The organism is Microcoleus sp. N9_A2 (genome assembly GCF_036701775.1).
Lineage (GTDB): Bacteria > Cyanobacteriota > Cyanobacteriia > Cyanobacteriales > Microcoleaceae > Microcoleus.
Genome location: NZ_JAUBRH010000100.1, coordinates 1 through 13,892, shown reverse-complemented (window position 1 = coordinate 13,892; position 13,892 = coordinate 1). Strand labels below are relative to the sequence as shown.

At 46.6% G+C, this 13,892-nt stretch carries 10 protein-coding genes; 8 read left to right on the top strand and 2 right to left on the bottom strand.

The genetic code is table 11. From position 1 onward, the window contains the following. The first annotated feature begins 296 nt into the window (after nt 1–296). The 7 genes from QUA44_RS29195 to QUA44_RS29165 all read left to right on the top strand — a co-directional run bounded on the left by QUA44_RS29195 (nt 297) and on the right by QUA44_RS29165 (nt 11,752). On the top strand, nt 297–1,232 hold the full coding sequence (locus tag QUA44_RS29195; protein WP_333257016.1) for a PP2C family protein-serine/threonine phosphatase: 936 nt from the start codon (nt 297–299) through the stop codon (nt 1,230–1,232). A 77-nt stretch (nt 1,233–1,309) separates the two neighbouring features. Beyond that, nucleotides 1,310–1,888 (top strand): DUF6272 family protein, encoded by a 579-nt coding sequence (locus QUA44_RS29190; RefSeq protein ID WP_333257013.1) that lies wholly within the window; start codon nt 1,310–1,312, stop codon nt 1,886–1,888. 46 nt (nt 1,889–1,934) lie between these two features. Beyond that, nucleotides 1,935–2,279, top strand: coding sequence for a slr1659 superfamily regulator (locus QUA44_RS29185; protein ID WP_333257010.1), 345 nt, complete (start codon nt 1,935–1,937; stop codon nt 2,277–2,279). A 70-nt stretch (nt 2,280–2,349) separates the two neighbouring features. Then, complete coding sequence (locus QUA44_RS29180) at nt 2,350–3,825, top strand: adenylate/guanylate cyclase domain-containing protein (protein ID WP_333257009.1); 1,476 nt, start codon at nt 2,350–2,352, stop codon at nt 3,823–3,825. A gap of 455 nt (nt 3,826–4,280) precedes the next feature. Beyond that, complete coding sequence (locus QUA44_RS29175; RefSeq protein ID WP_333257006.1) at nt 4,281–9,119, top strand: PAS domain S-box protein; 4,839 nt, start codon at nt 4,281–4,283, stop codon at nt 9,117–9,119. Nucleotides 9,120–9,284: 165 nt separating this feature from the next. Further along, nucleotides 9,285–10,934, top strand: a complete 1,650-nt coding sequence (locus tag QUA44_RS29170) for an ABC transporter substrate-binding protein (RefSeq protein ID WP_333257004.1) — start codon at nt 9,285–9,287, stop codon at nt 10,932–10,934. 161 nt (nt 10,935–11,095) lie between these two features. Continuing rightward, nucleotides 11,096–11,752, top strand: a complete 657-nt coding sequence (locus QUA44_RS29165) for a pentapeptide repeat-containing protein (RefSeq protein ID WP_333257001.1) — start codon at nt 11,096–11,098, stop codon at nt 11,750–11,752. Nucleotides 11,753–11,943: 191 nt separating this feature from the next. Here QUA44_RS29165 and QUA44_RS29160 read toward each other — a convergent pair whose 3' ends face one another. Next, nucleotides 11,944–12,324 (bottom strand): cupin domain-containing protein, encoded by a 381-nt coding sequence (locus tag QUA44_RS29160; protein WP_442922204.1) that lies wholly within the window; start codon nt 12,322–12,324, stop codon nt 11,944–11,946. Nucleotides 12,325–12,445: 121 nt separating this feature from the next. Then, nucleotides 12,446–12,775: a hypothetical protein gene (locus QUA44_RS29155; RefSeq protein WP_333256999.1), complete on the bottom strand. Its 330-nt coding sequence runs from the start codon at nt 12,773–12,775 to the stop codon at nt 12,446–12,448. A gap of 69 nt (nt 12,776–12,844) precedes the next feature. On the opposite strand from QUA44_RS29155, the gene QUA44_RS29150 reads away from it, so the two are divergent. After that, a complete protein-coding gene (locus QUA44_RS29150) occupies nt 12,845–13,348 on the top strand; it encodes a YetF domain-containing protein (RefSeq protein WP_333256997.1) in 504 nt (167 codons plus the stop codon). The last annotated feature ends 544 nt before the right edge of the window (nt 13,349–13,892 follow it).

Here is a 13,892-nt window from a genome sequence, read left to right as displayed (position 1 = left end):
CTTGAGGTGTGATTTTTTAACATTTTACCTGTTTCTAAACTAAGTATAAATACTTACTTCCTTAATGGGATGCTCCCAATCCCACAGCCTTGGTGGAATATGATGCCTATCTTGATGGGAGCTATCGAGTTCTAGATTCGAGTTTTGAACTGTGGGACGAAAGTCTCACTGAATTAGACTTTTTGCTGCAAAAACGTATTGATAATTTTGTGACAAAACAAAATGTAATTTATATTTTTGTGTTAATAATATTAGCAATAGTGCTTTATTTATTTGTATCTTTTTACAGGTCAGTGATGCAAACTGTATTTGTGCTTGACGAAGCGTCAAAAAAGATGGCAAGCGGCAATCTAGACCACAAAATCATTTTGGATAACAGAGATGAACTCGGGCAAGTTGTGGGTTCGTTCAACAAAATTGCCGATGCCTTAGTTGGTGCAAATCAAAAAATTACTGTTCTCAACGATCGCCTGAAAGCCGAAAATATGCGGATGAGTGCCGAACTAGACGTTACTCGCAAGATTCAGCAGATGCTGCTGCCGAAAGACCGAGAACTAAATGAAGTTATCGGCTTAGATATTGCGGGATTTATGGAAGCTGCTGATGAAGTAGGCGGGGACTATTACGACGTACTCCAGCACGAAGGTAGAGTGAAAATCGGGATTGGGGATGTGACGGGACACGGATTGGAGAGCGGCGTTTTAATGATTATGGTTCAAACGGCAGTCCGAACTTTGCTCGCCTACAACGAACCAGATCCAGTGAGATTTTTCACAGCTATTAACAGTGTAATTTACGATAATGTGCAGCGGATGAAATCCGATAAAAACGCCAGCCTTGCTTTGCTAGACTATCAGCAGGGAATGCTGAAGTTGAGCGGCCAGCACGAAGAAATGATTGTCGTCCGGTGTAACGGTTGTGTAGAGAGGTTTGATACGATCGATTTGGGTTTCCCGATCGGGCTGGATGCAGATATTGCTGAATTTGTTGCGGAGAAAATTGTGCAGTTGTATTCAGGAGATGTGGTAGTGCTGTACACTGACGGGATTACAGAAGCTAAAAATATGGAGAAACTGCTGTATGGTTTAGAGAGGTTAATTGAGGTAATAGAGATTAATTGGCAGCGTTCGCCTGCCGAAATCAGGGACGCTGTAATTAAGGACGTGCGATGGCACATCGGCGAACAAAAAGTTTTTGACGACATCACGTTGCTGGTACTCAAACAAAAATAACTATTTGGATATCCCTTCTAAAGTTTAAAATATATTCAGTGATGCCCCTCATCTCAAACTTTAGCTCTCACATCGATATGACTCAGATTTTCGGCGATTTTATCGAGCAGCCCGCTAGCCAAGAATACTTGATAATTGGATTTTCTCCGAGTTCGGTTCCTCTCAAGCAGCGGTGGCGGAACAACGGTTTGTCGGCGGATTTTCTGGCTGACTACCTGATGACTTTTTTTCCGGGCCAGGAAGACGCCCCCTCGACAATTAACAGACAAGCTGAAATCAAAAGTGCTGTTAGCTATATTGCTAACGAGTTATTAGAGAATGCGATGAAATTTAATGATGAAACCTCGGAGTACCCGATCGACATTAAACTGCTGTTAGAGAGCGACGGTGTGATTTTCTCAGTTGCTAACAGCATCTCTCCGCAAGCTGTGGACAAGTTTCAGGCTTATATTCAGCAGTTGCTGACCTCGGAACCCAGCGAACTTTACCTTCAGCGCCTGGAAAAAAATGCTGCTGACGAAAGCTGTATCAATTCTGGATTGGGTTTGTTGACCATGCTCACCGATTATACCGCCAAACTTGGCTGGAAATTTCAGACCGTGCACAAAGACCCGGAAGTAATTGCGGTGACAACTATGGTGCAATTAACAGTATAAGCAACGCGGGCGATCGATAATATCTGAGGGACTTTTTTTGGTGGCTATGGAAATTAATACACAAGATTACCAGATCTGTTACGATCCAGCAACGGCAACCGTGAGTTTTATTGGATATCTAAGGCTGAGCGGGCCTGCAGAGTACACGCCGATAGCGGAGTTGCTGACGAAGGTTGCCGACTTGGAACAGACGAAAATTACTCTCAATATGCAGCAGTTAGAATTTTTGAACAGTTCTGGCATCAATATGCTATCAAAGTTTATTATCGAGGTCCGCAAAACAGCCAGGGTGCAAATGGCGGTGCAAGGCTCTCAAACCATAGCTTGGCAAGGTAAATCTTTTAAGAATTTCCAGCGCCTGATGCCGGCTTTACAGTTGGAATTTCTATAGAAACACAATTAGTTTTAGGGTGCGAGCGGTTAATCAATTTTTTGTTAGTCGAGGCGCAAATTCTAGAGTTATGCTGCAAGAACAACCATCTAGAGAACAGCTACTTTTAGAGATAGAAAGATTGCGCCAGCAAGTGGAAGACTTGAAGGAGGAAAAAGCGGATCTGGAAATCTTGCTGGAAACTACTGCTGAACATTCCGATACGGTTGAAACTGAGTTACGATCTCGCGCATTCGAGGCCGTGCGCGAAGGCGAAATCAAGCTAGCTCAATTTCTCGAAGCGATTCCTATAGGTGTGCTCGTGCTGGATTCTCAAGGCCGACCTTACTACGTAAATCACGCCGGACAGCAATTACTAGGTCAAGGAGTTTTGCCGTTAAATTTAGTTGAGGATTTGTCAGAAACTTATCAAATTTATATGGCGGGAAATGAGACTATTTACCCTTTCGAGAATTTGCCTATCGTCCGAGCTTTGAGGGGCGAAAACGCGACGGCTGATGATCTGGAAATTCATCAATCCCACAAGAAAGTTCCCCTTGAGATTTGGGGAACGCCAATTTTTGACGAGAGTGGCAAAGTTGCTTTTGCGATCGCAGTTTTTCAAGATGTCACGGAACGCAAAGAAGCTGAAGCCGATCGCCATTTATTTATTAAGAAACTATTTGACCTTAATCAAAATTTAGAAAAATCCCTGGATGCCGAATCAGAGTTAACTGATGCCTACGGTAGATTTGTGCCTCACCAATTTCTAAATTTGTTGGGATATGAAAGTATTATAGATGTCAATTTAGGCGACCAAGTGCAGCAGGAAATGTCGGTGCTATTTTCGGATATTCGCGATTTCACGACGCTTTCAGAAACTATGACTCCCCAAGAAAATTTTAAATTTATAAATGCTTACCTTTCGCGGATGGAGCCTGCCATTACTAGCAATAACGGGTTTATTGACAAATACATCGGCGATGCAATTATGGCTTTGTTTAGTGACTTTGCAGATGATGCAGTGAAAGCGGGTATTGCAATGCTAAATATCCTCAGAACTTACAACGAATACCGTCAAGGTGTCGGCTACGTCCCGATTCAAATTGGCATTGGCATCAATTCGGGTTCTTTGATGCTGGGGACAGTCGGGGGTAAAAGCCGCATGGACAGCACTGTGATTAGCGATGCTGTTAATCTAGCATCTCGCATTGAAGGATTGACCAAAGATTACGGCGTACCTCTGTTAATTTCTCAGCAGACTTTGGAACGGTTGCGAACTCCGAACGATTATGCTATTAGGATTGTGGATAAAGTACAGGTAAAAGGAAAATCTCAATATGTGGTAGTCTATGAGGTATTTGATGCAGATCCGCCGGAAATTTTGTCGGCAAAGCTAGCAAATTTGTCTGTATATAATGAAGCTATGTTACTGTGCGATCACAAGGACTTCCGAGAAGCTGGAAAATTATTTGAAGAGTGTTTGCGAACTAATCCCAGCGATCATGTAGCTCGCATTTACTTGAAACGCTGTCGGGATTGGCGATCGCTCCTCAAAGGAATTTAAAGAGCAACTTAGTCTATTTTAGATTTAAGATTGACTCCATATAGCAATCCTCGCATCATTTGTGAATTTCTTACTTTCTCAGAGCGGGTTCGGGGATGGTTGGGGTGGGGTGAAAAATTTACGACTCCTGCAAGGATTGCTATATATCTTGAGAGAGACGACTGACCTCTGGAATCTGTCAAAGGTGTAAAATATAAACAGCTTTATACCTGTTACTTCTGAGGGTTCTCAAAATAGAACGGCTGAGGACTCAAAAACCAGCGATCGGTAATTTGGTGCGAGAACGGTGGCCAGCGCTGAACCTGTCTCAAAAAAAGTTGGCGGATGAATTAGGGATGACCTTTCCCCCGATTAATCGTTGGGAAAGATGAGTTAGGTAATTTGCCAGATGCAACGCTTCGCGAATGCAGTCAGGCGCTGCGAGCAAGATATTTTTCGGATAAGGAGTACAAAGGGTGAGTTTAGAGGGAATCAACAGCATTTTCAGAGTTAGACTACTTCCCTATGGTGTGGCGACCGTCTCCGTGGCTCTAGCACTGGCGCTAACCCGATCGCTTTTACCGTGGATCTATCCAACCACGACGCCCCTGTTTTTCATCGCGGTGATGGTGAGTTCCTGGTATGGCAGTTTCGGGGCTGGGTTGCTGGCAACAATTTTATCCACGCTGGCAATCAACTATTTTTTTATTGAGCCGTTCTATTCCTTACAGATATTTAATGTAGAGACAATTGTTCGGCTGGGTATGTTTTCGATCGCGGCAGGATTGAGCGCTTCACTCAGTCTATCCTGGCGCACTGCTCTAAAAAACGCGAAAGCAGCCTTGCAAAATTTACAGCAGGCAAGGTTCCTAGAACAAAATGCCCAGCTTCGGGGCCAAGTAGCAGAAACTGCGGCGATTGAGGCAAAAGAACAGCTAGAAACGGTACTTTCTAGCATCAACGATGGGTTTTACATCCTCGATCGCGATTGGCGCTACACCTATGCCAACGATCGCTACTGTGAGATGGTTGGAATGTCGCGGTCAGCGATTCTGGGTCAGAAAGTTTGGGAGTTATTTCCCCCTACCGTTGACACCGATGCTTACGTGCAGTTTCATCGGGCAATCCGCGAACAAACGCCGCTCCAGTTTGATTATCTGTACTCCCCTTGGAATGGTTGGCACGACTATCGAATTTACCCTTCGCCCAGTGGACTGACCGTTTTGATTGCTGACATTACCGATCGCAAACAGGCGGAACTCCTCCTAATCGAGCAGAAACGACTGCTGGAGTCGATCCCATTCGGACAGCCACTCGACGACTGTCTTACAGCGGTGTGTGACTCAGTATCCAGGCTGAATCCGGGTACCCGCGCGGGCTTCCTGCTAGCGGATGCTCAGCGGCTGACGTTTAACAGATCCATTACTCCAGACTTTCCACCGTCTTTTGGTGAAGGACTCCAAGGTGCTCCGATTAACGATTTGTGCATTGGAACCTGCGGCGAAGCAGTGTATAGCGGTCAGCCCGTGACCTGCGCCGACATTGCCAACGACGATCGCTGGTCGCAAGAATGGCGAAATTTATGCGTGGCTCATGGCATTCTAGCGTGTCATTCTCAGCCTGTGATCGGGCATGACAATCTAGCTCTGGGGTCGCTGATGCTGTGCTTTAGGGAGGCGCGGATGCCGACTGATTGGGAACATAAACTCGCGGAGTTCGGCACCCAAGTTGCCAGCATCGTCTTCGAGCGCGATCGATCATTCCAGGCGTTGCGTGAGAGCCAAGAACAACTCCGATTGGCTTCCGAAGGCGGCAATTTGGGTTTGTGGTATTGGGATATGGAAACAGACACGCTGAGTTTGACGGACATAGCCAAAGCGATGTTTGGTTTACCCGTCAATACAGCAATGTCGATACAGGTGTTTTTAGAAGCCGTGCATCACGACGATCGCCCATTGCTTCACACCGCCCTCAGTGAGCTAAAAGCGAACCAACCGCATACTGAAATTGAGTATCGGACGCTGTGGGCAGATGGCACCGTTCGTTGGATTTTGGCAAAGGGCGATTGCGCCTATAACGCTGATGGCATCATAATTTCGACGCGGGGCGTATTCATCGACATCAGCGATCGTAAACAAGCCGAAGAAGCGTTGCGTCAAAGCGAAGAGCAGAGTCGCAACATTCTGGAGAGCATTGATGATGGATTTTTTTCCCTTGATGAGAATTGGCGTTTCACTTACGTGAATCGGTCAGCGGAAATTCTGCTAGACCGCACTGCAGGCGATCTGATTGGGAAGAATGTGTGGGAAGAATTCCCAGGACTTGATGGCAGCGAGTTTGAGCGGGTTTATCGGCGTGTGGCAAACGAGCGCGTGGCTTTGTCTGTCACCGCGTTTTATCCCGATCACGATCGGTGGTATGACGTTCGCACCTACCCTGCCGCGAACGGGATTACGATTTATTTCCGAAATGTCACGAATCGCAAACTTGCCGAGGAGGTATTGCAACAACGAGAAGCAGAACTTCGTTTAGTCACCAATGCCGTGCCTGCCTTGATCTCCTTTGTAGACTCAGACCAACGCTACCGCTTCAACAATCGATCATATGAAGAATGGTTTGGACATCCGGCAGCGCAAATCTATGGCAAGCACCTTCAAGAGGTTTTAGGCGAAACTGGCTATGAAGGGATTCGTCCTTATGTTGAGCAAGTCTTGGCAGGACAGGAAGTGACCTTTGAAAACCAAATTCCCTACAAAGATGGTGGAACCCGTTATATCAATGCGACCTATGTTCCCCGCTTCAATAGCCAGGGAAAAGTTGAAGGGTTTGTAGCGCTGGTCAACGATATCACCGATCGCAAACAAGCCGAAGCCACACTGCGGGAAAGTGAGGCACGGTTCCGGCTGATGGCAGATGCCGCCCCTGTGCTGATTTGGATGGCTGGCACCGATAAACTCTGTAATTACTTCAACCTCCCGTGGCTCAACTTTACGGGACGGACGATCGAGCAAGAAAGGGGCAATGGTTGGGCAGAAGGAGTCCACCCCGACGACTTCGATCGATGTTTAGACACCTATGTGACTGCCTTTGATGCCCGTCAACCGTTCAAGATGGACTATCGCTTGAAACGCTGTGATGGCATATACCGTTGGATTATGGATGAAGCTGTTCCTCGCTACGGATTGGAAGGTGAGTTCTTGGGCTACATCGGCTCCTGTGTTGATATTGAAGACCACAAACAAGCTGAGGAAGCCCTACGCGAGAGTGAATCCCGCCTCCGTCTGATCTTTGAAAGCGCCAAAGATTATGCCATCTTCACCCTCGACCTTAACGGCATCATTGCCAGTTGGAACTCAGGGGCAGAACGGCTGTTGGGCTATACCGAGACAGAAGCAATTGGTTGCCCCAGTCGGATGATCTTCACACCCGAAGATAACGAACAAGGACAAGCCGAGTATCAGAGGCAAACGGCTCTACTGCAAGGACGGGCCGAAGACGAACGCTGGCACGTCCGCAAAGATGGGAATCGCTTTTGGGCGAGTGGATTGATGATGCCCCTGCTTAATGAAGCCGATTGTCCGCAGGGATTTGTCAAAATCATGCAGGACAAGACTGTACAACGGCAAGCCAGTGAGCGACTGCAATTGCTGTATGAAACTACCAGCGATCTCCTGAAGACAGAACAGCCTCTCGCGTTGATCCACAAGCTATTCAGCAAACTTTCAGTGCAACTCGATCTGCACTGTTACTACAACTTCATGGTGGAAGAAAAAGACAACCACCCGATGCTGCATTTGAGAAACTATGATGGCATCTCTGAAGAAAGGGCGCAGGCGATCGCCTGGATCGAATTAGGGGAATATCTCTGTGGACTGGTGGCCCAAACGCAGCAGCAACTTGTCTTGAATCAAGCCGAACTTTCCACTCATCCGAATGCTAAAGCCGTCTGTGAAATGGGCATCACGGCTTACGCGGGTCAACCGTTAATCGCTCAAGGGCGGTTATTAGGAACGCTCTCATTTGCCAGTACCACTCGGACGCACTTTACGCCTGCAGAAATCGATCTGCTGCGATCAACCTGTGACCAAATCGCGATCGCTCTGGAAAGGGCAAACCTGAACGATTCACTCCAGCAGCAAGCGGAACAGCTAAGACAGGCAAATCGGATCAAGGATGAGTTTTTAGCGGTACTATCCCATGAATTGCGATCGCCCCTCAATCCTATTTTGGGGTGGTCACAACTTTTGCAAACTGGCAAGCTGGATGCGGCCAAAACTGCACAGGCGTTAGCGACGATCGAACGCAATGCCAAGCTGCAAACTGAATTGATTGAAGATTTACTTGATGTCTCGAAAATTCTCCAAGGCAAGCTCAGTCTTAATATTCGTCCAGTCGATTTAGCTTTAACTGTGGAATCGGCGATCGAAACTGTCAATTTGGCTGCAGTTGCCAAATCCATTGATATTCGGACTGGGTTAGATCCTCAGATCGGACAAATTTTGGGGGATTCGGGCCGTTTGCAGCAGATTGTCTGGAATCTTGTTTCCAATGCGGTGAAATTCACTTCAGCCGGGGGGCGCGTTGAGGTGAATTTGACTCGTGTTGGTAATCACGCTCAAATTACGGTGGCGGATACAGGGATTGGCATCGCACAGGAGTTTTTACCCTACGTGTTTGACTACTTCCGGCAAAAAGATGGCGCTACAACCCGCAACTTTGGTGGCTTGGGATTGGGGCTGGCGATCGTGCGGCATCTAGTCGAACTGCACGGCGGTACAGTTGGGGCAGATAGCCAGGGTGAAGGGTTAGGGGCAACCTTTACCGTAAGACTGCCTCTATCAGGGAAGGTAAAGGGACAAGAAAACTCTCTTGCAGGACTTTCCGAACGATCGACTGCGGATGAACCGTTATCCGGGATGCGGATAGTGGTTGTAGATGATGAGCCGGATATGCGAGAGTTGATTTCCTTTTTGCTAGAAGATGCAGGTGCAGAGGTAGTGACTGTTGCTGTCCCTCAAGAAGCCGTGACAGCGTTGGCTAGGTTCCAGCCAGATGTCCTGTTGAGCGACATTGGAATGCCGGGGATGGATGGCTATATGCTGTTGCGGCAAGTGCGAGCCCTGCCGCCAGAACGGGGTGGGCAGATTCCCGCGATCGCCCTGACTGCCTATGCCGGCGAGTTTAATCAACAGCAAGCTTTGCAAGCTGGATTTAACCGACATCTGGCAAAGCCGATCGAACCGGATAAATTAATTAAGACGATCGCCGCACTTCTTAGCAAGAATACTCATGACCCAGTAAGCTATAAAAATTGAGCCGAAGGATCTCAAACCGCTCGAACATCACCAAGCTTTTAAGTTGCTATGGTTAGGCAGCGATATTTGTATTACAGGAGAATCTATCAATAAATCCGGTTTCTAGTCTAATAGTGCGTAAGTCCTGATAATATAATCAATAATTTGGAGTGTCAAAAAAAGACGATGGGAATTAACAAGCAGCAGCCTAGAATATTTATAAAACCTTCAGTGATTAAAGCGATAGCTCTGTTCTTTATGTGCTGCTTGTTAACGGCAAGTTGCGGACAGGGATCACGTCGATCGGTGACTGTGAGCGGCGAAAATGCTAATAACCGCATTACTATTGGTACAACCTTGAAATTGCGGACGATCGACCCTGCGGACGCTTACGAAATTATATCAGGGCAATTGCTGCAAAATTTGGGCGACACTCTCTATACTTACAAGTCGGGAACTACTGAGTTAGTCCCCCATTTAGCGACAGCAATGCCTAAAGTTAGCCAAGACGGATTGACATATACAATCCCCTTGCGTCAAGGAGTTATTTTTCACGACGACACACCGTTTAACGCCGCAGCAATGGAGTTTTCCTTGCAGCGGTTTATCAAAAATGGCGGCCGTCCGTCTTTCTTGTTGAGCGATGCCGTAGAATCTGTGAAAGCGACGGGCGAATACGAATTAACTTTTCAACTCAAAAAGCCTTTTGCTGCTTTTCCTTCTCTGCTGACATTTGCTGGTAGTTGTGCAGTTTCTCCAAAAGCTTACGAGATTGGGGAGGGTAAATTTAAACCCGATACGTTTGTGGGAACCGGACGCTACAAGTTGGCGAAGTACGGCAGCGATTCTCTCAAGTTTGATGTGTTTGACAAGTATTGGGGCGAAAAACCAGTTAATCAAGGAATTGACCTTTTGCTGCTTTCTAGTTCCTCAAATTTGTTCAATAGTTTTCGGACTGCGGCAGTTGATGTGGCTTATTTGTCTCTGGATGCAGACCAAGTTCAAAGCTTGGACGAGGGAGCAAAACAAGGTAAATGGCAGGAAATCGCGGGGGAAAGCAGTACGGTTAGTTACATGACGCTGAATACTAAGTCTAAACCGTTGGACAAGTTAGAAGTGAGACAGGCGATCGCAGCAGCGATGGATCGCCCCCTGATTAATGATCGCGTACTGCGTGGACAAGCACAACCGCTTTACAGTCTGATTCCTACAACCTTCGACGTTCAAAAACCTGTTTTTAAAGAACTGTACGGCGATGGCAACAGTGCCAAGGCTAAGGAACTTTTGACGAAAGCGGGATACTCGGCCGCAAATCCTTTTGTTCTGCAACTTTGGTATCCTTCAGCTTCCACAAAACGAGCTTTAGTGGCGAGTACGATCGAGGCGCAAGCTAAACTCAAAATGGACGGGATAATGCAGGTGGAAATTAACAGCGTTGAATCTCCGACTTTGTTTCAAAACATAGAGAAGGGTATTTATCCTGCGGTTTTAGTGGATTGGTACGCCGACTTTTTCGATGCCGACAATTACATTCAGCCGTTTTTGGATTGTGCGACGGGTTCGGCCGCCGGGGGCTGTGAAAAGGGTGCTAGTCAAGGTCAGGGTTCGTTTTATTATAACGATCGGGTAAATCAATTGATCGACAAGCAACGAAAAGAAGCAAACCCCCAAACCCGCAAAGCCCTGTTTGCCGAAATTCAAGACATACTGGGTCAAGATGTACCTTTCATCCCTCTTTGGCAGGATAAGGACTATACATTTGCTCAGAACAGCATCACCGGGGTCCGTCTCGAACCGACGCAATCTTTTCCTTTTTGGTTCCTGAAAAAGCAATAATTCTTTACGAGAATTTCCTGGAGTTGAAACGTCAATAATTATTGCATATTTTGTGCACAATAGGGTGATGATTGTCACAGTTTATCAAAGAGACTGATCACCCTAACCTCTTTAATGATGTGGGATATTATTAAAAGAGAGATATTGCTGAGGGTGGGTATATGAAACTTGGGATTTTAACAACAGGGCTGCTAATTGTGATGGGTTGTGCCTCCGCAGTAAAGGCAGAAAACGTATCACAAGTCAAGCAATTATTAGAAACTAAAAAATGTAACCAATGTGACTTGACAGGAGCGCAACTTGCTGGTATGAATCTGAGCGGGGCAGATTTGAGCGGTGCGAATTTGAGCGGTGCAAATTTGAACGGTGCAAATTTGGACGAAGCCAAACTGAATGAAGCCAATCTGAAACAAGCTAAATTGCAAGGTGCGAGTTTAATTGGGGCTAAAATGCACGGCGCCAATTTGGAGGGTGCTGATTTGAGCCGCGCTAATCTGAGTCTGGCGGGTTTAGTGATTGCCACTTTGAAAAATACCAACCTCACCAGCGCTAATTTAATCGGCGCTAATTTAGAAAGCGCCAATTTGGCGGGTGCAAACCTGAGAAATGCTCGCCAGTCTGTAGCGAATTTAGCGAATGTCAGCCTCAGAGGTGGCAGTTTGTCGGGAATAGACGTACAGGGAGTCAACTTGCGCGATGCAAATTTGACCAATGCAAATTTGAACGGTGCAAATTTGAACGGTTCGGACTTGACAGGTGCTAATTTAAAGAATGCCAATATGGCAAATGTAGATTTGAAAAACGCTTCTTTGCCGTAGGACGATCGCCAATTGCTATATCAAATGCTGGTGCTGAACAAAGTTAATATAATAAGGTAGGGGCAATTTCAGAATTGCCCCTACAGTTTTAATGGTAGGATTTATCTTGTTTCCGATCGCTGCGTAGGTCATTGTTCGGTGTGCGAAGCTTTTCCCCGGCGTCTGCGATTGTTTCATATTTTGATGTCGGATCAATCTTCTTCGTCAGCATCTTGGGCGAAACGGATAATGTCATCATCGCCGAGGTACTCGCCATTTTGGATTTCAATCATCACCAGAGGAATCACGCCTGGGTTTTCCACGCGGTGAGCAGTATTCATGGGAACGTAGGTTGACTGTTTCTGCATGAGAATCGTCTCTTTGTCATCGCAGATCACTTTAGCGGTACCGGAGACGACAACCCAGTGCTCGCTGCGGTGATAGTGCATTTGCGTCCTGATGTGGTGTCCCGGCTTGACTTCGATGCGATTGATCTTGTAACGATCGCCCGCATCTATGACTGTAACTTTACCCCAAAACCGGGTTTGCGTGCGATCGTCCGTTTTTTCGATTGTGTCCGCTGTTTCCACCATGCTGTCGATCTCGCTAACGGTGTATGTAAAAATATCTATAGTTGAAAGTATATCAGGGAGCGGGCAAGTCTGTAAGTGCGATCGATTTAAACGTTACTCAATTAGCTGCCATTAACGAGCATCAATAAATTGAGACAAATGTGCCACATTTTTTGTGGCGAATTATCACCTCATGCCCTTCATTTGCTACCGAAATTGCTTGCGCCGCCAAAATCACCTCTCCATCAAGTTCCTTGGGGTATGCTGTAGATCTTCTCGCCCTTCTTGAGTGCACCCACAACTCGGCAGCTTTGAGCATCGTTTCCGTTGAGATTGGAATATATTGAATCAGAATTTTCAGCAAGTCAAGCTTTCGGATTCCCGCCACCTTACCCGCACGCATTAACTCGCACCGCACTTCATTCGACCCTTCTGCTACACTGACAATGGAAACTAACAGAATCCGCGACATCAAGCAGACGAAGCATCTAGGACTGGCGCAGCAGCAAAGTGTCCAAAATCATAACGGCGAAATAAAAATATGTTTTTTGACAATTGGTTTGAATTGATTCGGATTTTGACGATCGGCGTTTCCGCTTATGTCGTGCTGATTTTTTTTCTGCTAGTCTCCGGCAAGCGAACTCTGTCGAAGTGGAATGCCTTCGATTTCATCGTTACCATCGCGCTCGGTTCGACGCTGGCGACTATCATCATGTCAAAAGACGTTTCGTTCGTCGAGGGCGTTTTCGCCCTCGGCTTGCTCATCGGGCTGCAATTCATCGTCACGTGGCTTGCCGTGCGACTAAATTGGGTTAAAAATCTCATCAAAGCCGAACCTACTATGTTGCTCAGCCAAGGCCAATTTCTGCCTGTGGCGATGCGGCAGCAGCGCGTGAGTGAACCGGAAATTCGGGCGGCGATTCGGGGGACGGGCAGCGCGTCGATCGAAGAAATCGAAGCAGTCGTGCTGGAAACCGACGGCAGCATGAGCGTTGTCAAAAAATCTCCGAACAATTCGCGATCGGCTCTCAAAGATGTAGCTTAGTCGATCTTGAAATTGAATGGATGCTCGAATTATTCGTGAGCTAGCCCTTGAGAGTTCAATATAGTATCTACAGGAATTACGATCGATGGACGGGAGCTGATATTATATCAATTCCGGTTGCACTCCTCCGGAATTGTTGACTGTTGACTGTTGACTGTTGACTGTTGACTGTTGACTGTTGACTGGCGGGTTGAAAAACTGAATGGTTGAGTGTTAACTGTTGACTCGATTTGATTATTCCGATGCAACCGGAAACGATATTACTCATTATAAACAAAAGGGCAGCATCTCTGTCGGAAAGCAGCCAAGCTAGAAATTGGAGACAGGAGGCAGGAGACAGGAGACAGGAGACAGTTCGGCTTGAGGAAAGAGTCAGAAACAAGGAGTCAAAAGAAGTGTTTTTACAAATATGAGATGCTCCCTGGGGGTGGGGTAAAAAATTTCTGACTCCTGCAAGGATTGCTATATAGGGCTTGCTGAATCAGTGGTTGAAGTAAACACGGTATGGATTTTCGGACGAATAAAGGCAGTAATGGTGCAAGAA